This window comes from Pseudoalteromonas sp. MMG033 (assembly GCF_057197785.1).
The window spans coordinates 265,962-286,682 of record NZ_JBXVAL010000002.1; the positions used below are offsets into that span (position 1 = coordinate 265,962).

General features: G+C 41.3%; 16 protein-coding genes and 1 tRNA gene. 6 read left to right on the forward strand and 11 right to left on the reverse strand.

What is annotated here, in order from left to right:
- Positions 1–5 precede the first annotated feature (5 nt).
- Entirely contained in the window at positions 6–1,715 is a 1,710-nt protein-coding gene (leuA, locus tag AC2CZC_RS22495; protein WP_484585510.1) for a 2-isopropylmalate synthase, read from the reverse strand.
- A gap of 337 nt (positions 1,716–2,052) precedes the next feature.
- Positions 2,053–5,028, reverse strand: coding sequence for a TonB-dependent receptor (locus AC2CZC_RS22500; RefSeq protein ID WP_484585511.1), 2,976 nt, complete (start codon positions 5,026–5,028; stop codon positions 2,053–2,055).
- Between the two features lie 504 nt (positions 5,029–5,532).
- Between AC2CZC_RS22500 and AC2CZC_RS22505 the strand changes: the two genes are divergently transcribed.
- A complete protein-coding gene (locus AC2CZC_RS22505; protein WP_484585512.1) occupies positions 5,533–6,399 on the forward strand; it encodes an AraC family transcriptional regulator in 867 nt (288 codons plus the stop codon).
- Positions 6,400–6,510: 111 nt separating this feature from the next.
- Positions 6,511–7,299 carry a penicillin-binding transpeptidase domain-containing protein gene (locus AC2CZC_RS22510; protein WP_484585513.1) on the forward strand — a complete coding sequence of 263 codons (789 nt, stop codon included), beginning with the start codon at positions 6,511–6,513 and terminating at the stop codon, positions 7,297–7,299.
- Positions 7,300–7,355: 56 nt separating this feature from the next.
- Here the strand turns inward: AC2CZC_RS22510 and AC2CZC_RS22515 are convergent, their stop codons facing one another.
- Together AC2CZC_RS22515 and AC2CZC_RS22520 are read right to left on the reverse strand one after the other, a co-directional pair.
- Positions 7,356–9,860 (reverse strand): ABC transporter permease, encoded by a 2,505-nt coding sequence (locus AC2CZC_RS22515; protein WP_484585514.1) that lies wholly within the window; start codon positions 9,858–9,860, stop codon positions 7,356–7,358.
- Positions 9,850–10,569, reverse strand: a complete 720-nt coding sequence (locus AC2CZC_RS22520; RefSeq protein WP_484585515.1) for an ABC transporter ATP-binding protein — start codon at positions 10,567–10,569, stop codon at positions 9,850–9,852. Before AC2CZC_RS22520 ends, AC2CZC_RS22515 begins: the two co-directional genes overlap by 11 nt.
- Between AC2CZC_RS22520 and AC2CZC_RS22525 the strand changes: the two genes are divergently transcribed.
- Together AC2CZC_RS22525 and AC2CZC_RS22530 are read left to right on the forward strand one after the other, a co-directional pair.
- Complete coding sequence (locus tag AC2CZC_RS22525; RefSeq protein WP_484585516.1) at positions 10,568–11,194, forward strand: arylesterase; 627 nt, start codon at positions 10,568–10,570, stop codon at positions 11,192–11,194. The two genes, AC2CZC_RS22520 and AC2CZC_RS22525, sit on opposite strands and share 2 nt — an antisense overlap.
- 171 nt (positions 11,195–11,365) lie before the next feature.
- Positions 11,366–11,515 (forward strand): hypothetical protein, encoded by a 150-nt coding sequence (locus AC2CZC_RS22530; RefSeq protein WP_484585517.1) that lies wholly within the window; start codon positions 11,366–11,368, stop codon positions 11,513–11,515.
- 488 nt (positions 11,516–12,003) lie between these two features.
- Here AC2CZC_RS22530 and AC2CZC_RS22535 read toward each other — a convergent pair whose 3' ends face one another.
- From AC2CZC_RS22535 to AC2CZC_RS22550, 4 genes are all read right to left on the reverse strand, one after another.
- A complete protein-coding gene (locus tag AC2CZC_RS22535; protein ID WP_484585518.1) occupies positions 12,004–13,257 on the reverse strand; it encodes a sensor histidine kinase in 1,254 nt (417 codons plus the stop codon).
- 4 nt (positions 13,258–13,261) lie between these two features.
- Complete coding sequence (locus AC2CZC_RS22540; RefSeq protein WP_484585519.1) at positions 13,262–13,972, reverse strand: response regulator transcription factor; 711 nt, start codon at positions 13,970–13,972, stop codon at positions 13,262–13,264.
- Between the two features lie 254 nt (positions 13,973–14,226).
- Positions 14,227–14,643: a winged helix-turn-helix domain-containing protein gene (locus AC2CZC_RS22545; RefSeq protein WP_063364413.1), complete on the reverse strand. Its 417-nt coding sequence runs from the start codon at positions 14,641–14,643 to the stop codon at positions 14,227–14,229.
- A gap of 366 nt (positions 14,644–15,009) precedes the next feature.
- Positions 15,010–16,116, reverse strand: coding sequence for a type 1 glutamine amidotransferase domain-containing protein (locus AC2CZC_RS22550; protein WP_484585520.1), 1,107 nt, complete (start codon positions 16,114–16,116; stop codon positions 15,010–15,012).
- A gap of 247 nt (positions 16,117–16,363) precedes the next feature.
- Here AC2CZC_RS22550 and AC2CZC_RS22555 point away from each other — a divergent pair, with 247 nt between their 5' ends.
- Together AC2CZC_RS22555 and AC2CZC_RS22560 are read left to right on the forward strand one after the other, a co-directional pair.
- Positions 16,364–16,831, forward strand: a complete 468-nt coding sequence (locus AC2CZC_RS22555; RefSeq protein ID WP_484585521.1) for a hypothetical protein — start codon at positions 16,364–16,366, stop codon at positions 16,829–16,831.
- Positions 16,832–17,130: 299 nt separating this feature from the next.
- Entirely contained in the window at positions 17,131–19,518 is a 2,388-nt protein-coding gene (locus tag AC2CZC_RS22560) for a hybrid sensor histidine kinase/response regulator (protein WP_484585522.1), read from the forward strand.
- Here the strand turns inward: AC2CZC_RS22560 and AC2CZC_RS22565 are convergent.
- The 3 genes from AC2CZC_RS22565 to AC2CZC_RS22575 form a co-directional block, all read right to left on the reverse strand.
- A complete protein-coding gene (locus AC2CZC_RS22565; protein WP_484585523.1) occupies positions 19,498–19,824 on the reverse strand; it encodes a cupin domain-containing protein in 327 nt (108 codons plus the stop codon). The two genes, AC2CZC_RS22560 and AC2CZC_RS22565, sit on opposite strands and share 21 nt — an antisense overlap.
- Positions 19,825–19,893: 69 nt before the next feature.
- Positions 19,894–19,969 (reverse strand) — tRNA-Ala (locus AC2CZC_RS22570).
- Positions 19,970–20,124: 155 nt separating this feature from the next.
- Positions 20,125–20,652 (reverse strand): NADPH-dependent FMN reductase, encoded by a 528-nt coding sequence (locus AC2CZC_RS22575; protein ID WP_484585524.1) that lies wholly within the window; start codon positions 20,650–20,652, stop codon positions 20,125–20,127.
- Positions 20,653–20,721: the final 69 nt, after the last annotated feature.

A 20,721-nucleotide genomic window follows, 5' to 3' on the forward strand; every position in this document is an offset into this window, starting at 1 on the left:
GTGATTTAAGCAGATACAAATCTAAGCTGTTCGGTATCAAACCGACTATCGTGGATAAGATAGTTTGCTACCGCGTTTAAAATTGCTTGAATTGAGGCTCGACTCGTATCTGCATCGATTGCCACACCAAAATATTGCGTATGATCTGGCGCTTCACACTCCACATAAGTGACTGCTTTACTTTGTGTTTTATGACCTAAAGTGTGTTCAGAATAGTTTTTGATATTAATATTGATATTAAAATGTGTGCGCACCGCATTTATCAGTGCACTTAATAACCCGTTTCCACTGCCATTGAGTTGAATTTTTTGTCCGCCAAACAAGACATTGGCTTCTATTTGCTGGCCTGTGGTAAGCGGCTGGCTGGTATAGTTAATTAATGCCAATCTAGGTGTGGACACCACGCCATAGCTCTCTCTAAATAGCTGCCATATTTCTGCGAGAGTCATCTCAATTCCGGTTCGATCGGTGTAAGATTTCACTTGCTGGCTAAAATCAACTTGTAAAGTTCTAGGCAATTGCAAGCCATGGTTTTGCTCCAATAACCATGCGGCGCCACTTTTACCCGACTGGCTGTTTACGCGTATCACTTCTTCATAATTGCATCCCACATCTTTGGGATCTAACGGTAAATATGGGATCTGCCAATATCCGCTGGCATCTTGCTCTCGTTGCGCAAACCCCTTTTTAATGGCATCTTGGTGTGAACCAGAAAATGCGGTAAAGACCAACTCACCAGCATAAGGGTGGCGCGGATGCACAGGTAAGCGATTGCAATACTCTGTCACCTCTACTGACTTTTTGATATCAGAGAAATCAAGCTGCGGCGCAACTCCTTGACTATATAAATTCAATGCCAAAGTCACCAAATCAACATTGCCAGTGCGTTCTCCATTACCAAACAAACATCCTTCGACACGCTGTGCACCAGCAAGTAAAGCCAGCTCTGCAGAGGCAACGCCTGTACCCCTGTCGTTATGTGGGTGAACACTGATAGTGATATGACTTAAATCGCTAAATTGATTAATAAATAACTCAATTTGGTCGGCAAATACATTTGGCGTATTCACTTCAACCGTTGTCGGTAAATTAAGAATAAGTGGTCGTTGTTGGCTAGGTTGCCACACCTCTTTAACGGCTTCACATATCTCTAATGCAAAATCCAATTCAGTAAAGCAGAATGTCTCTGGCGAGTATTGCAAGCACCATTGAGTATCAGGTTGCTGCTCTGCTAATTCTTTAATTTTTGCCACACCCGCAACTGCCAGCTCAATGGTTTGGGCTTTACTTTTTTTGAATACCAGCTCTCTAAACACCGGTGCTGTGGCATTATATAAATGCACGATAGCCCGCGGTGCGCCGGCTAATGACGACATGGTTGTTTCAATAAGATCAACACGCGATTGAGTGATCACTTGGATCCATACATCATTTGGAATCTTGTTTGACTCAATCAAGTGACGCACAAAATCAAAATCTGTTTGCGAAGCTGAGGGAAAGGCAACTTCAATTTCCTTAAAACCACAACGCACCAAATGCTCAAAAAAGTGCAACTTTCGTTCCTGATCCATCGGCGTTGCCAATGCCTGATTACCATCTCTGAGATCCGTGGACAGCCAGCGTGGAGGTTGTGTTAAACGGTTATCTGGCCAACGTCGATTCGGGTTTTTGACGATTGTCGCTGGGGCATATTTTGTCGCTGGATTATTGATCACTTGGCATCTCCTCTATGTTTAAGATGAGTGTAAACAATTCATGCGTTGGCGACTTCTGCAACTAGGACAGAAACATGCGCGAATGGGACACAGGATAAAAACCGCCCATGCTATGATAATAAAATCATTTTAATTCAGATGGTTAAGTGAAATCAAAGCGATATAAATAACGTAGTCACAGTTAAGCTCTGTTCACAAAGTCTGTATTTGCAACACGACGTATTCGATAATTAAGAATGGCAAGTGAAAAAGGTGGAACTGGATGGCTAGCTTCAACAAAGCAATAAAAAAGGGCCTCACGGCCCTATAGAGTATAATGATTAAAGGAAATCAATCGTTACCAACGTCCTCGCACACCTAAAGTAAAGCGACGCTCGTAGATATTTTGTGCCATACGGTTATTCTTCCACTGTGCATATTGTGACTCATACTCTTCCGTTAAATTACTGCCGGACATGTAGACCGTCAGGGAGTCATTGATATCATAACTTGCTGACATATCAATATAGGTTGTTGGCTCAGTCCAGATGCCCACATTACCCATACCGCCAGGTGTCGAGACCGTATGCAAGCGCTTAGAGCGGTAGTTCGCCGCCAATCTAAATTGGAAACCATCTTGCTCATACCATAAAACGGCATTACCGGACTCTTTTGAGTTATCTTCTAATGGTAGTGCTTCTCCACCAAATCCAGTTTTACCACTCTCACTTTCTGAATACGTGTAGTTAAACGCAGCACCAAACCCGCTCCAAAATCCAGGCAAGAAATCGAAGGCTTGCTGATAACTAAACTCAGCGCCCTCCATCGTGCCACCTGCACCATTAACCTGACCGTTTACAGTCACATTACGGCGCGTTACGCCATCGCCATCTTCAGCAGATATTTTCCATTGCGCTGATTCAATAAAGGACTCTAAATCAATTTTGAACAAGGCAACACTCATTAAGCCACTTGGAGAGAAATACCATTCCAATGTCACGTCAGTATTGTCTGCACGCCATGGTTCAAGTTCTGGGTTACCCTGCATATTGCCCTCAGTGGCAATCAATAAGTCTGGGCTAACGCCTTCTTCGGCAGCAATGTCATCCCCTGCGCGAGCACGACTAATACTCAGTCCTCCAGCGATTGCACCAAGATCCAAACGCGTCATGGTCTTACCCCATGATGTACGCAAAATCAGATCCTCTCTGAGGTTGAATGCGACATTCACCGCTGGTAAAAAATCATTGAACGAGCGCTCTGTCACAATATCACCACCATCAGTTGCAACAGCACCTGGACAATTAGTACAAATAGACTCGCCAACAATATTTTGCACAATATCCAACTCAGTTTTTATATATTGAAAACCAACATTTGCACGATAAAAATCGTTGGAAAGATCGGCGCTCCAATAAACTGATTGAGTCATTTCCTCAACAGTATATGAGCTACCTGGCGCACCGCCTTTGATATTGCCCGCGTATAACGCATTTTGGGACGCAAAAGGATCATCAAGCTGGCGAGGATCTATAAAGTAATATTCATCCATAGACACAGGGCCAAAGTCGCTGCTCTTCGATACCCAACCACTTGGTAAACCACTAAAGTATAAAGGATTATCTGCACTTATCGTGATATCACCCTTTTCCGTGTTGATTTCACCATTGCCATCGGTGTCAAATGCTGCCAAGCCTTGGTCTTTCCACATGACATTGACTACCTCGTCACCGACTGGGTTAGAAAATGGCGCAAGTAATACATATTGCTCACGAGTAACATCACGTTGGCTTGCACGAATACCAAATGTCATTTTTTCTAAATGGCCAAAATCAAACAGATACTCGCCATCAAAACGTAAAATGTCTAAATTCGCATCTTCATCATAGTTATTTTCAGAGTATGTGGAGACAATCGAATATCGGTCAATATTTGACCCAAACGCTTCCCCTTGCAATTGCGCTGGGCCACGTAACGATGGATGTTTTCCAGCAAAATTTAAACGCATCGGGACAGGATCTGGACCATAACCGTTGGGGTTTACCGCAATTGCACCAGTCCCATCATTTCGCCTCAAACTATGAGCAAGACCGTTGGTTATATAGCCTTGCGCGACATTTTCTGTGTGGCTGCGCGATGCTTCGGCAGTAATAAACCGTGCTTTACCCGAAAAGTTACCATCTCCTTTGTACTCTAGTTCAAAGTTAAAGTTGGTCGATTCTCGTTTATTCGTATGACTCTCAGAGTGTGATACAACACGTGGAGAATGAAGCGTAATATCTTGCGCTGTATGCAAATTATGACCGTTATCTAACTTTCCGCGATTGATCGGATCGTGTTGCTCTTGCCAATCCCAATGACCATTCCATGCATTGTCAGCTGTAATCCCTTTTTGACGATCCGCATCGTCCATATCGGTGTAAAACACATCACTACTAAGTGTCCAATTATCATTTAATTGCGCTTGAAAACTGACTGTCGCGCCTACACGCTCACGTTCGGTAAAACGGTTCATAATACCGTAGTTTACATAGGTAAATTCGGCATCATCTGAGTCTCCATCCCCATTCATATCTGACTGCGGACAATACCAACAGTCTGCTTTTTCATGATTCTCATATGGCGCGTAAGCCCATTTGTCATTTAAAGTACCAAAGCGGTAATTGGCGAGGTTTGCCTCATCATATGAAACGGTCGCTAACACGGCAAAACGATCGCCGTTGTAGCCACCTGATACCATGAATTTAGGGTCAGTTTCTTCGGAGTATGAACCTGTTGATGCTTCAAGCAATGCTGCACCACTAAAACCATCTTCTAGATCGAATGGCTTACGAGTGATCAAATCGACAGTACCAGATATACCGCCCGCTAAGGTGTCGGCGGTTGGTGACTTCATCACATTCATTGCACCAACTAAGCTCGATGGTATGTCGGTAAAATCCGGCTGCACTTTAGTAATCGATCCAGCACTTAAAAATTGCTCGCCATTGAGCAAGGTTGTGACTTGAGGCATGCCCCGCACATTAATCGTCGCACCTTCACCCGCGCTACGGCGGATCTGAATACCTGGTACACGCTGAAGTGAATCAGCAATGGTCACATCAGGTAACTTACCAATATCTTCAGCGGTAATTGAATCAACCACGCCATCGGCAAAGCGTTTGGTATTTAGACTTTTTTCGGTTGAAGCGCGAATGCCTCGTACTTCAATTACTTCAACTTGCTCCGCTTGCACGCCAGCATCTGCTGCCATAGCCCCCAAAGGTAACATGCTGACTAACACTGCAAACGATACCTGCGACAATTTAAATGGAGATAAATTCTGTTTCATCATGATTCTCTCTGATCTATTTTTTATCTGTTTTTGCAAAAGAAAATTAGAGAAAACTCAATACTTAACACCAAGTAAGTACATTGACCTAGTCACTCGATAATGCGGAGCTACTGAAAAAATCACTTAGCTATAATGCTACTTAAAATTAACAACTCTAATTTAATTCATTACCTATTTGAGCAGCATGAGCTTCAAGATGTTTGCATTTTCTATCCCATACAGGTACAAATCTATCAATGAACAGCGCTGTCATCGCAAGAAACACACCTTTTTAACGTATTTCTTCTGTAAAGGTAGGTTTTTTAGGAAACCAAGTAAGTGAATAGATAAGTATTATTATCAAGTTGAAATGTATCACCGCTTTGCGCCTAGGTGATGAAATATTTAAATATATGTAACAGTGAAATGGGGGGTAATAGATGTCACCAACATAATATTCCCTCATAACATGTGCTCATTAAAATATTTTAATAACAATCAAATAATAAAATTAAGGATAATATTATGAGAGCGATGTGCGAAAAGATTATTCCCTCGACAAATTGTTCTTGGCGATATTGCTTATATCAGTTAAATGAAATCCCGTTTAACTGGCATTACCACCCTGAATACGAGATTTGCCTGACTCTAAATAGCAAAGGGGTATGCCATATTGGTGATTACATCGCGCCTTTTTCTGATTACGACTTAGTTTTACTCGGGCCGGAACTGCCCCATACTTGGCAATCCAAGCCTAACTTAGACGGCAGCATGCAAAAAGTATACGTTGCCCAGATCCCTGCACTATGGCTTGAGCAACAACTCAGACTAAATAAAGAGTTCGAAAGCCTTCATTCACTGCTTCATAAAGCCAAATGTGGCTTAAAGTTCAGTACTCAATTAGCAAGGGCTACAGAGCAAATCTTTATCAAAATGGCCGATGCGAACCCGCTTGAACGCTATGTTTTATTGTTTAATATGCTTAATTTGATGGCCACCAGCGAATATAGCACGCTATCAAGCATGGAGTTTAACTATGCCAATCAACAAGATCCGGCAAAAGATAAGTTTGATAAGGTGATTAATTTTATCTACGAGAACTACACTGAGCAGCTCAATGCGGACTTATTAGCAGAGCAAGCACATATGAGTACAAATCACTTTCACCGCTTTTTTAAAAAGCGCACCGAAAAAACAGTCACGGAATTCATTAATCAATTACGCATTGCCAAAGCCTGCAAATTACTGATTAATTCAAAAGCACCTATTACTGTGATCAGCGACCAATGCGGCTTTAACAATTTATCTAATTTTAATCGCCGTTTTCTTGCGATAAAAGCCTGTACGCCAAGCCAATTTCGTTCGCGAATTCAACACAAGGCACTGTTGTGATGGCAAAAAGATCTCAGCTTTATATGACTTCGATGGTTGCCACAGTTCAGGGGTAATTCAGCATATTTAATATACTTTTGGCACAAAATAATAATAGAACTAAGGAAAATTATGCGATTACCATGGCCGTCGTTACTCATTTCAGGGGGGTTACTGTTTGCGACCAATCATGCCATCGCCATTGCAGGGTGTAAAAAAGACGAGCAATGCACCATGGTTGTGTACAGTGAGCAATCTGATAAATGGCAAGTTATAAATAAATCCCGTGCTGAGCGTCCATTTAGCCCCTTTTCAACTTATAAGATCCCCAATACACTCATTTTACTTGAGCAAAATAAGATAGATACCAAAACGACGTATCAAGTTAATACGAATGTATACTCCCCTGAAAAATGGTGGCCAAAGGCATGGCATCAAGAAAAAATCGTGCTAAAAGAGGCATTCAGCTATTCTGTACTGCCACTTTATCAAGATTGGACGAATACCCTAAGTAAGCCTGATATTAAAACTTACTTATCTCAATTTGACTATGGAAACCAAGACATCAATGGACCCTTAGATGGCTTTTGGCTCAACTCCAGCCTACAGGTTTCAGCATTTGAGCAGGTTGAGTTTTTACGCCGTCTAGATACTAAATCCTTAGGGTTAAGCGAACAAACTTATCAAACCTTTGAGTCTATATTTTTGCAAGAAAGTCGCCCTGACTATCAACTATATGCAAAAACAGGAACAGGCCCGATTGCTCGAAAGACCTATATTGGCTGGTATGTAGGTAAAATCGAAAATGCACAAGGCACGCACTACTTTGCCTTTAACATGCATGCACCGACATTCAATGACATGGTTAAAATACGTGTAGATAAAGCGCGAGCAACACTCAAGCAAATTGGCATTTTGTAATATGCCATGATGAATAGACCTAAAAAAAGAGGTAACTAAGTTACCTCTTTTTTAATTTAAGCTAATTTTCTAAGTAGGCCTTGCGTGTTTTGCCGCATCGTACTGGCCACCATAAAGTAGCCGATAACAGCAACAAATAGCGCCCCCGAGGATGGGCCTAAAACCCACACATATGGGTGTAATTTACCTTCTACCTCAAATAGCTCACGCTGTATTATTAGCAAAGTGACATCACTCACTAACGCCGCGACAAACCCAGCTAATGCCCCAAGCAGTAGGAACTCATACAAGGTCGCCAATTTAATTAACCGACCTCTGGCGCCTAGGGTACGCAAAATAACTATCTCCTGCATACGCTCAGCAAGGCTAGCCTGAACTTGAGAGATCAGCACCAAAGCGCCGCTGGTCAGTACGATGGCGAGTACAAAGCTAATCGCTAAAGAGACTTGAGCAATCATTGACTGTGCTTGCTCCAAGCGGCTTTTTATATCAATCATACTGACCGTAGGATGATCTCGTAATAATTGACTGACCGTTTTTTCATCGCCCTCAGAGAATTGCGCTGCAGTAAAGTAGGTCACTGGGAACTTGCCCGCCACCTTGGGGTTAAATATCATCACAAAATTTGGTTTTAATGACCCCCAATCGACACTGCGTAGACTCGTAACATTGGCTTCAAAGCTCTGTTCATTCACTAAAAAGGTGAGTCGATCACCTATCTTTATGTTCATGCCCTCAGCCATGCCTTTTGAGATAGAGACTTCAAGCTCTTCACTGTTCGGGTCAAACCAAGTGCCTTCGATGACTTCATTACCTTCTGGCAACTTTGTCATCCATGTTAAATTTAACTCTCGGCCTGCGCCTTCTGCTGCATCTTCATCCTGCTCTTCGCCCTCCTGCTTAGACGCAGTGCGTGCAAACTTTTCACCGTTAAGGGCATTGGCTCGGCCACGGAATACGGGATAAAAATCAGCATGAGAAATATTGTTTTGCACAAAAAAGGATTCAATACTTGTGACCTCAGGCTCGCTGATATTAATCAAAAATGCATTGGGCGCGTCCTCAGGTACTTGCATCTGCCAATCAGAGATCAAATCATTTTTTAATACAAACAAAAACAACATGAGTTTGATAGCCAGCGCGAAACTGATTAATTGAACCGCATTGGCATTGGCACGCTTTTGCAAGGTTGCAATCGCCAGTGACCAACTACTTCCGGGGCTTAAGCCCAATTTTCTGCCAGCACTAAACAGTAATCTTGAAACTCCAAACAGAACTAACATCAAAATAGCGGTGCCACCAAATAACAGTAATGTCGTTTTTAATTCACCACTAAAGAACCACATAAGAACAAAAATAGTCGAGACAGATAAAGCCATATGCGCTCGGCTCACTGCCAATTTATCACCTAGATTACGGCGTAATACGCGTAGCGGTGGAATATCAAATAAGTCTAACAACGGCTTCAACGAAAACATCAATGCGCAGACAACACCTATGGTGATAGACAAAAGCCATGGCTTAAAACCTGCTTGTGGGAGCTGTGCATCCATAAAGTTTGCTAGATAATCAGTTGCAACCGCTTGCAACACATAGCCAATCGCGAGCCCAATAGTGACCGAAAACATGGTCACCAAACACAGATGCAAAAGGAAGATATTGCGGATCGTCGCACGGCTTCCGCCCAGTGTTTTCATCATAGCAACCGGATCATACTGGCGCTCACAATAACGCTTTGCAGACACTGCCATCGCCACCGCAGCGAGCATAATCCCAAATAAACCCGCCAGTAGTAAAAAGCGCTCTGAACGCTCTAAGTTTTCACCAAGCGGTGATTGGCGGTCTTTGATCCCTTGCCATCTCTGATTGTCTCGCATTTGCGGCTTTAACCAACCGTAGTAATCAGTGAGGACCGCTTCTTCACCAGCAAATAACATGCGATAAAACACGCGGCTGCCTGGTTGTACCGCTTGAGTCGTGCCAATATCGGTATAGTTCAACAATACGCGCTTATTGCCAGCCAAAGAGAAAAATGGCGCATCAGGTTCATTCACCAAGATTTTACTGGCACGAAAAACCCCCGCGCCTATTTCAACTTCATCGCCAATAGCCAGCCCTAGACTATAAAATAAGCCTTCACTGAGCCAAACTTTTCCCCGTTGAGGGACACCTTGCACCTCATAATCAGCTTGCTCAAAGCCATCTTTCAGTGTGACCACACCTCTTAGCGGATACCCCTCAGATACTGCTTTGATTGACCCAAGTACAAGTTCATCATTGGCAAATAGCATTGAGTCGAAAAACATCTGTCGCGCGGTTTGCAAACCTAGCTTTTGTGCTTCTACGATAAATGCGTCATCCAGTGGATGGTTACTCGCCAATCGTCTGTCAGCTGCAATAAAATCTGCCGATTTCTGTTCAATATTCAGGCGAATGCGTTCGGTGACTGAGGATAGGCTAAACACAGTTAACACCGCCAGCGCTATCGCAGCGAATATGATCGTTAACTCCCCTCGGCGCAGCTCTCTTGAAAATAAAGTAAGTGCTAACTTAAACCACATGAACTGTTGCTCCTTCTCCTTCACGGATCTTTTCGAGTTGCCCAGCTTCAATGTGAATGATGCGGTCGCACTGGCGTGCAAGCGCTTCATCATGCGTCACTAAAATCAATGTTGTCCCATTTTGCTTATTGAGATCAAACAACAGCTTTTCGATTAGATGCCCGTTTTTGCTATCAAGATTAGCGGATGGTTCATCAGCAAATAAAATTTTTGGTGAGCCGATAAATGCACGAGCAATGGCCACTCGTTGTTGCTCACCGCCAGATAATTGAGATGGATAGTGGCTCACTCGATGCGACAAGCCCACTTTTTCCAGCAATTCACTGGCTTGCTGTTTAGCACCTTTGTCCCCTGCCAGCTCAGCAGGTAACATCACATTTTCAAGCGCTGTTAAGCTTTGCACTAGCATGAATGACTGAAAGACAAAGCCAACTTTTTCTGCTCTCAAACGCGCTCTTTCTTCTTCGTCTAGTTTGTGTAGCGCTGCACCATCGAGAAAAACTTCACCTGCAGAGCCGGTATCCAAACCTGCAAGTAAACTAAGTAGTGTTGATTTACCAGAACCTGACGTACCAACGATTGCGACAGACTCACCAGACTTGACAGTGAAATTGATATCGCTAAGGATATCTAAGTCACCCTCAAAGGTACTGACTGTTTTGTTAAGCCCTTTGACCTGAATAACATTTAACTGAGAAAGTACTGACATGATTCGAATTTTCCTAAAACTTGTGCTATTCCTCGCCTGTCTAACTCAGCCTATTATGGCGTTTGCAAGCGAAACTAAAATTATGATCATAGGTGATAGCTTAAGTGCGGGTTACGGACTTAAACAAGACCAAGACTGGGTTAATTTGTTACAAAATAAGTACGTTGAAAAGAAAAAATCGATCTTATTGGTCAATATGAGCGTATCTGGACAAACAACCGACAACGCACTGCTCAACATTGATGCCCAACTCAAAGCACACCAACCCAGCCATGTCTTGATTGAATTAGGTGGCAATGATGGTATTCGTGGTTTTCCAATCAAGCTTATTCGTAAACACCTGACGCAATTAGTCACTAAGAGCCAGAAAAGCGGCGCAAAGGTCGCGTTAATGGAAATTCAGATCCCACCAAACTTAGGCCCTAGATATACCAAAATGTTTACTGGCAATTACCAAAAAGTCGCCGAAGAGACAGGCGCCTATTTAATGGATTACTTTATGGTACCTGTCGCTGTCGATAAAACCTTAATGCAAAATGATAACTTGCACCCCAATGAAAAAGCACAGCCAATTATTAGAGACTTTATGGAAAAACAAGTTGATTCTTGGTTGAAAAAGTCATAGCTGCTTGAAAAAATGATTTAAATCATTACATTCAATGTACCCAAAAAGAATTTTGGGTACAACTCATTGATAAATTCAGTAGAAATGTACCCATCTAATACTCAAAGCTAGCTCCCCTTAAAAGAAGTTTAATTTTAAGGAAATTAAAAGAAAAAGGATTTAGTCACTGCAATGACCGTTGTGACTTTATCAAGTTGCGCATCGGTAGATATGCAAAGTTATGTGGATCCGCAATTTAACTCTACTCAGTATTCCAGTTTAATGGTAGAGGCAGCCGTTGCTGATTTAAAAATGAAGACACTTATTGAAGAGAGAGTGTAAACAAATCAATCTTAAGTTAAGTACCGCTAAGTGTATAAAAGCAATCGATATATTTGCCCCAACACGAGAGTATGACCAGCAAACATTTGCAAAAACAGGTGCACAAGCACGATTGAAAATAGAGCTACTTCACAACACATGCAAACGTCACATTCCACCACCACACATACAACACCAGCGTATTCGTCGGTAGGCTCTTCGTATTCAGCTCCATCAACTAGTTATAACTCGCATAACACCACTGTGCATCTGACGGACAAGTTTCAAATTCCCCTGTTTGACAAAGGTGATCAAAGCAAAGCCATGGTCTCCACAAGAGCAGTAAATGCGCAACACACGATGCTTGATCACAATAAAGCTATCGCCTCACTGATATCAAAGCGCATTACCAAAGAGCTCATCAATAAGGGATTGGTCCAACAAGCCCCACCTGAACCACATTAGACGCGTTCACCCGACATAAAGCTTGTAGCAAACGCTGCAAGCTTTTAACTATCTGCGCAAGTTAAGTGGAATACAGTTCCCTGCTGGTTGCTTTCGAGCGATAGATCAATATCCAATCGTTGGCACAATCTAAAAACGATGGATAATCCCATTCCTAACCCAGAACTGGACTCGCTCTTTATTCCTGATTCAAAGATCCGATCTAATAGCTCATTTGGGATCCCTTGGCCCGTATCTATAATACTCAGAGTGTTGTCTGTAAAATTCACTGTCACTGAGCCACTTTCTACATGAGCAAAAGCATTGCCAATCAGGTTACTCAATATCAAGTTTAAGGCGCTTTCCCCCAACGCAATAGCTGCATTACTTGATACATTAACTTCTACTGAAATATCTTTATTGGCAATTTTAGGGGCTTGTTGTAACACGCAGCTCTCAACAATGGGTAACAACTTAACGTTTGTTTGTTGAATCGTCTCCTCTCTCGCTAACGCAAGTAATAATTCAACACTTTGTGTCATTTGCGCTTGGGCAGCGGCAGCACGATTAACTAACTCCTGTTGTTTCTCGCTTAATTTCTCTTGCTTTAGTAACGTTAATGCACCCTGTGTTACTGCAATTGGAGTGCGTAGTTCATGCGAGGCATCCCGAGTAAAAGCCTGCTCTCTATCGATAAATTTACGTATACGGTCAAGTGCCTGCTCTAACGTACGTGCAAAGCCACCAATTTCATCTTTGACGAATTGCTCAGAAAAGTTTTGAGGTAGCTTTTCAACGGGCGCCTCAGCGACAATCTCAACTAACTTATCTAAAGGTTTCAAGAGCTTTTTAGCCATCGCCAATGATAAATACGCCAGTATAATGGCTACAAGCAAAACAATGCCCAATGCAACGAGCATAAAGTTAAACATGCCAAGCTTTAGTTTTCTAACGACGAGCTGCTCACTCACTTCCGCCAATAATAGCCCTTGATCTAGCCACATCAGATGATAATGCAGGTCTCCCTGAGACGAGAACTCGCTTGCATTCGGCGATTCTTGTAAGGTATTTTGAATAAACTGTGGAAGCTGCTGTTTATCTTCAAGATACTCAATAAACTCCAACCGAGGCACAGGGGTATTACCCAAGCTAAGCTGCTGAGAAACATAATTGGCTTCATCTTTGAGGATGACATTAAAAAGATGGTCTTCGATTGTGTATGCAAATAAAAAGCACACAACCCCAAACAAAACACTAATAAAGAGTGAAATCCCAACAAAGTAGGCAATGATCCGAGTACGTAATTGGCGAGCTTTCATAGGGTCACGCTATGTCTAGTGCCAAACCGACACTATGAATTGTTTTTATCAAGGCTTTTTCAAATGGTTTGTCTATGGCTTTTCTCAACTGGTAAACATGAGAGCGCAAGGCATCGGAATCTGTTGGTTCGTCACCCCAGATTTTATCACTGAGTTCACTTCGGCTAAGCGGTCTCGGGTGATGTTCCATTAATAACTGAAGAATTTTTAAAGGGATGGGCTGCAACGAGATCTGCTGCCCAGCTCGCTCTACTTGCTGTGTTTGCGCATTGAGGCTTATATCGCCCAACTGCAAAGTTTTTTCACAGTTAAGTAAATGACGTTTAGCCAGAGCAAGGCATCTCACAAACAGTTCCTCAAGCGCAAATGGCTTCGTTAGATAATCATCTGCACCGGTATTAAAACCCACCAGCTTATCATCCAATGCATCGCGCGCCGTCAACATAATAATGGGGATATGTCGATTTGCTTTTGTACGCAATGTTTCACACACAGCTAAACCATCCAATTCAGGCAACATAATATCAAGAATAATGCAGTCGTAATAATGCTGCAGCGCCAGATCTACTCCCAGCCTCCCATCATATGCAAAGTCTAGGATGAGACCACGAGACTCAAAATATTCGGCAATATTACGGCTGATCTCAAGATTATCCTCAACCACTAACACTTTGAATTGCATTCCGATTTTATGTGAAGTTAACTGTATATCCATAGTAGTACCATCTCTGCGTGATGTGTGCAAAGCTTACCATGGCAGCGCGTGAAATGATTGTGAAATAACGAGGTGCTTGGTAAAAATATAGCACATAGCCATATTCTATTTTTACCAAGCAAAATTGTATTAGACGTCAATAATGCAGCAAAGACTTACACCTTGACTTTTTAAGCACGAGAAATGAATATTTTTATACTTGTTGTTATATTCAAGAGCAATTAGCTCTATGTTCGTCAATACCTTGTGCTCATTTACGTTAATTTTCCTTTTCTCATAGGGGACTGATTAAACAGTCGTGACAGCCATTGAAACAGGCTCGGACGAGGGTCTAATTTCACAGCTAAATTAAAACTATACCCCTTTTTATAGTGGGTTCTGATTACTTCACCTTCTAAGTTGTGCTTTGAAATACTACGACGAAGCTCTGACACAGCACGGTTTATCGCGTTGTTATCGACGTATTCTTGTTGCCAAATTTCTCGACACAATTCATCGCGGCTAATCACGCGATCTCTGTGCTGAATAAAGTAAACTAACAGGTCGTAGATCAGGGGTTCAACTTTAACCCTTTCACCGCAGAATGTTAACGAACGTTTCCTTTTATTCAGTGCATAATGACCAAATACCGCAAAGGTAAAGTCAGTATTTTCTTTATCACTTAAATTCATGATCAACAATATACTTCCTTTATATATGACTTTAAAAGCACCTTTATTTTATCGTTCAAATCGGTATATTGGAATGAATTACATCATATTTTCACATGACTTTTGTTAATAGAAACTTATTACCCAATTGAGTACAAAAGAAACAAAAAAGCTCAATTGTACACCTAGAATAAACAAAATCCATACAAAAAAAACACATATCAGAACAAAAAGCCCTCACTTTATTTTGGAAAAATGCAGTTTATTCCGGTATTCATCACAGTCGATTATTTAGCTTTTTTTTACTCGTATTAAGAAATTTCATGATGTAGTATTTTTTCATTATTTTTTTCTAAAAGGGCCTGTTTTTTGACCCTTTATTCAAACTTAAAAATTTGCAATAAAAGATTTTATTTTTTGATTATCAGGAAATTTTTTGATTCCTAAATCGAGCACTTTTGATGCGTTTTTAAATTGATTCAAACGTACATAGGCCTTTGCAAGTGTCGTGATAATAATCGGGTGAGAAAATTTAGGTAAGATATATTCTAATAATGTCGCACTAGCGCTAACTTGAAATTCACTCGTGGCATTATTAACTTGCACAACACTTATCATTGCAAGCATTTTTAGATCATATCTTTGTGGTTCCGTTTGCAACTTATCAATCGCTAACTGCCTATCATTTAAAAACAATTCGTACAATTTAACCGTGGCATCATCACGGTAATGTTGCTCCGGTAATAACTCAATATCAAGTGCAGATACCATAGCTCGGGCAGTATCCACTGTAGAAAAAGGGTTTTGCCCAGTGATCACTCTACCGTCAACAGTCACTTGATTCAGCATGACTGAATCTTGTTCAAATATGCCGCCCCTTTCCACCAGTTTGTCTTGCAGTAAAAATGGGAAATCACTAAGCCACTTTGATCCAAAAGCCGATTCTTCAGCATTGGTAAACCCGTTGACGCGTTTACCTGAAACCAAATATTGGCCATCATTTAACTGCACATCGACTAATGCTGCCGGGCCATGGCAAACAGCCCCAACTACGCCCTCACGTTCATATATTTTTGCGATGATCTTTTTCAATGGTTCATGTTGATGCAAGTCGAACATGGGACCTTTACCACCGACGATGAATACACCATCAAACTGATTGGCATTAATTTCATCCAATTTATAAGTACTAGCTAATGATGATAATGCAGCCTCATCTTTTAAAAACCTTTCATTATAAGGCGCTGATTTATCATAGCTATCTGCAATTGGTTTACCGCCTGAAGGTGAAGCCAAAGTAACCTCAATACCATGACGCTTAAATACGTAGTAGGCCTTAGTTAGCTCTCCAAACTCAAACCCAGGTTTAATCAAAGTTTGATTTTCATCCACTGCGCCGTAGCTGCTCAATACCATCAATACCTGTCTCTGCTCATCAGCAAAAGCAATTGAACTGCACAGTGAAATACCTGCAAATAAGACAAAATTTTTCATAACGACTCTCCTTTGGTTAGGAGTACTATAGTAGGGTAAGGAATGTGAAAGGCCCGTGAAGCTTATACGTATTGATAGCTGAATCAATAAGAAAATTAATAAAAACCAAATAATATCCAAGTAGTATCAACTCATACTTTAGGAGTAAAATAATTCCCAAGTGGGTCCGTAATTTATGCTGTTAAAGTTGAATTATTTATAGGTTGGTATGCGGATGCCTTTTTTCATCGCAGTAGGAGTTGTCTTAATGAAGAATTATAATAGTAATAATGGAAACATGGTTATTTCTGAAGCACTTTGGCAGTTATATCAAGAGGTTTATTTTTACCCTTTCATGTCAACATCTCATTATTTAAATGGTGCCATCATCAGCCTTTGGAATGAGCATGGTGACATTTTGTGCTGTTATAAAAATAAAAAAATTCAAAAAAGAGGCATCAAATTAATTTCTCGCATACCTGCTCCCATAAAATATCTTTATGGTGGCAACCACGATATGTCCTATCGCGAGTTGAGTATTTCTCTAAATATTTCTCTATCACTTGCTCAAAGATTATCACAACGTTTTAATCAGCGAGCTTTTTACTTCGTTGAAAATGGTAATATCGCCTTATATAACAGTTATGATCTAAAGCAATGCTATACATTTAAAGAGCCGATTGTGAAAAGAATGAAGCGAGTAAACTTACCAACTTTTAATTCAGCTCAGCTATGATCACATACCCACAAGTCAATTATTCTTTATTATAGCCACTTTTATAACACGCTTTGTTGTTCTTTATTTTTATCACGTTCAACTTGAGTACCAAATTACACTATCATTTTCACTAGGTGTTTTTATTGATTTAGAATAAGAAATATTATCTCAGCACTTCTTTACAACTTGAAGAAACACACTAAAAAGATGATTTTACTATTTTTGCTAGTACTAAGCGGCTGCTGATGAACATTCTCACCGCTTAATCTGTATTTATTGACTAAACTAACAAGTAAACACTCAGCTAAGCAGTACCTATGCGACTCAAAACTAGACTCCCTCTTGTATTAGCCATCACTGCTTTAGTCCCCATGCTTATCATTTTTTTCATCGCCATGATACACAGCACACGTCAAGCTGGTGAGATGAGTATTCGAGCTGCACAATCTGAGGTACTCAATGCCGCAGCAATTTTTAATGCATACTTCTCACAGCGTAAGTCAGAAATAGCGACCTTGGCCCGCCAACCAACTCTGCAAACGATGAATTTTGGCCAAATTAGACCCATTCTGCTCTCTGAGAAAAATGCACACGCTGGGGTTTATGAAAAATTCATCCTAGGCAGGCAGGATGGTAGCTTTCACAACACAGAAGGGGGGAACCCTTATCATGACATGCGTAGAACATTTGATGACACAGATCCTAACGCAAAAATTAAAACCATTATAAAAAGAGACTATTGGCAGAATACAATTAGTAATAATGTCGATGGGCTTCCTCGAGTTTACGTCTCAGAACCCATGATTTCTTACACCACAGGCGTCAAACAAATTGTGGTTGCAGCTTCTATTTTAGGACAAGATAATCAGGTTGCGGGGTTATTGGGAGGCAGTATTCCGTGGCGAGAAGTTGACCGGCTCGTTGAAAATGTCAAAGACCATGTCCTGGCACAATTTGGAGAGCAAGCCAAGTTAATGTTGGTTTCGAGTACCGGCGTATACATGTACCACTGGGATACGGACAAGACCATTCAGTACAAACATATTGACGGCAAATATGTACTCAATGACATTGGCGAGAGAAGCAGTGTCATCACACGTATCACCAAAGAGCAAGATCCTTCACTACAAAAATTGGGACTTAAAATGATCACAGGGTTTGAAGGCCATGGACAGTTTATGCTTGATTCGCACACACAAGCTTTTGTTTTTTACGCCCCCATTCGTGCTGCGAATTATAGCCTAGCAGTCGTCTTACCAGACCACGTTGTGTTTGCATCCGCCTACACACTGAAAGAAAAATTAATTGTGATACTGACACTGGCCACATTAGTCAGCATGCTAGTCTCTTGGTGGATTGCATATAGATTGTATAGTCCCATTTCTCGGCTTACTTTTGCAGCTAAATCACTTGCAAAAGGGCAATATGATGTACATTTAAAAGCAAAAGGGGATGATGAGATCTCTGAATTAAGCCGCACTTTTGAGGCGATGCGCAGCACTATTTATGCAAGAGAAAGTGACTTAGAAAGTAGGGTTGAAAGACGCACACAAGCGCTTGAAGAAGCGATGCATGCAGCTGAAATGGCAGTCTCTGCCAAAAGCCGTTTTTTGGCTAACATGAGCCACGAAATTCGCACGCCAATGAATGGCATATTAGGCACTATTCAATTACTAGAACAAGAAGCCGACTTTAGTAAAGAACAAAAGCACCTACTGCAGCTTGCCAGCGTGTCAGGTAGTAATCTATTGACACTCATTAATGATATTCTAGATATTTCGAAATTAGAACAAGGCCAAATCAGTTTATACGAAGAGCCATTCGAGCTTAAGAGCACTGTCGACCATCTACTTCACTTAACCCAATCCAGAGCGCGCGCGAAGCCGATAACAATGCTTTATACCATAGTACCAAATACGCCATTAGAAATTGCCAGTGATAAACATAGACTGCAACAAGTCTTACTTAACCTCCTCAGTAATGCATATAAATTTACGGCACAAGGTGAAGTTGCCTTATTCATTCAACTCAATCCTAAAAACAACGACCAACTACTATTCACTGTAAAAGACACCGGAATTGGGATCAAAGCGGAGCAACAAGGAAAAATTTTTGACCCATTCTGCCAGGAGGATGACAGTACAACAAAGCGCTTTGGGGGTACTGGATTAGGCTTAAGTATTTGCCAACAACTCGTCAGCCTTGCAGGCGGTACACTATCTTGTGAATCACAGCTTGGCGAAGGCGCGACATTCACCTTTACATGGCCTTACTCACCTTGTTGCTTAATAGAATCAAGTGGTGGCGAACAAACACAATGTGCTCGGCTTAATGGCCATGTGTTACTTGCTGAAGACAACGCCATAAATCAAGTCGTTATCTGCGCAATGTTGGAAAAACTTGGACTGCGTGTTGACTTAGCAAAAGATGGTCAGCAAGTGCTTGAAAAAATAGAGCAGGATTACTTTGATTTAATCCTGATGGATGTTCATATGCCTAAAATGGATGGCATAGAGGCAACTAAACACGTCAGAGCCCATCCTAAGTATAGTCAGATGGTGATCATCGCCATCACCGCGAATGTGTTTTTAGAGGACATAGCGACATACTATAGTGCAGGTATGGATGACTTTGTCGCCAAACCTGTCGAAATGACTAAGCTCGAATCAGTATTGAGTAAATGGTTAGGAATAAAAAACAGCTAACCACACCGTCTCTTCATCAGGTTTGGTCCAACTGACTTTGTGTTTACAATGCGCAGGGATATTAATGTGCTCCCCAACACCAAGCTTTATTATCCGCCCGTCAGCAAAGGTTATCTCTCCCTCACCTTGTAATACAATGACCCATTCATGTTGTGCTTGATCATACCACCCTGTCTCTGGAGACGTATGCCCACGAGAGATAATGCGCTCTATCTTCACCTCATCATTACCGACAATAAGCTCAAAAAACTCATTCGATAAATCTTGTGGCATCGCATCAAATACGCTTTTCTTAATTTCGCTCATAAGGAAACCTCTATACAGATTAACATAATCGTAAAAAATGAAGATAAGGCAAGTAATAGTGGAAGGACTTGGTGGAGCTAGGCGGGATCGAACCGCCGACCTCTTGCATGCCATGCAAGCGCTCTCCCAGCTGAGCTATAGCCCCAAGTTAGCGAGTAAGAGTTTATTATATCTTATTAATTTGTAAAGCAGTTTTTTCTAAAAATCAAACTACCCAACAAACATCGTTTCTCAAAAAGTAGCGACCAGCAATAAATTGGTCGCTATAGTTACGGCTTAACTTTGGTGACAACAGAGGTTTTAGTTTGTTAATTTTTTTAACGCGCTTTCTAACGATGCAGTCAATTCATCATTAATCAGTGTATTTTTCTCCAAATCAAAGTTGTCAAAAAAGCTTGGAATAGACAAGTGCGCTTTTACATCTGCCGCAAAATATGGGGCTGAATTCACAGCAGCATTCAAAACACTTTGTGCACCACCTGGGCCTGGCGACGTCGCCAACAATAGCATAGGTGTATTTTGATATACCTTCATATCAATGCGAGATACCCAGTCGAAGATATTTTTATACGCAGCTGTATATGAACCATTATGTTCAGCAAATGAAATGACAATGGCATCTGCACCACCTACCTTATCGTAAAAGCGTTGAGCATGCTCAGGGATCCCATGCTCTTTTTCACGATCAATGCTATAAATTGGCATTTCAAAGTCATTTAAATCTAAAATTTCTACTTCAGCTTGCTCAATGCGAGAGGTGGCATATTTCACTAATGCGTTATTGATTGACTGACGGCTGTTACTTGCTGCAAATGCTAATACTTTCATGATGCACTCCAAAATAGTTGCTTTATTTATCGTGATTAATTGCTCAACTTGATGACAAACAGTGTAGAT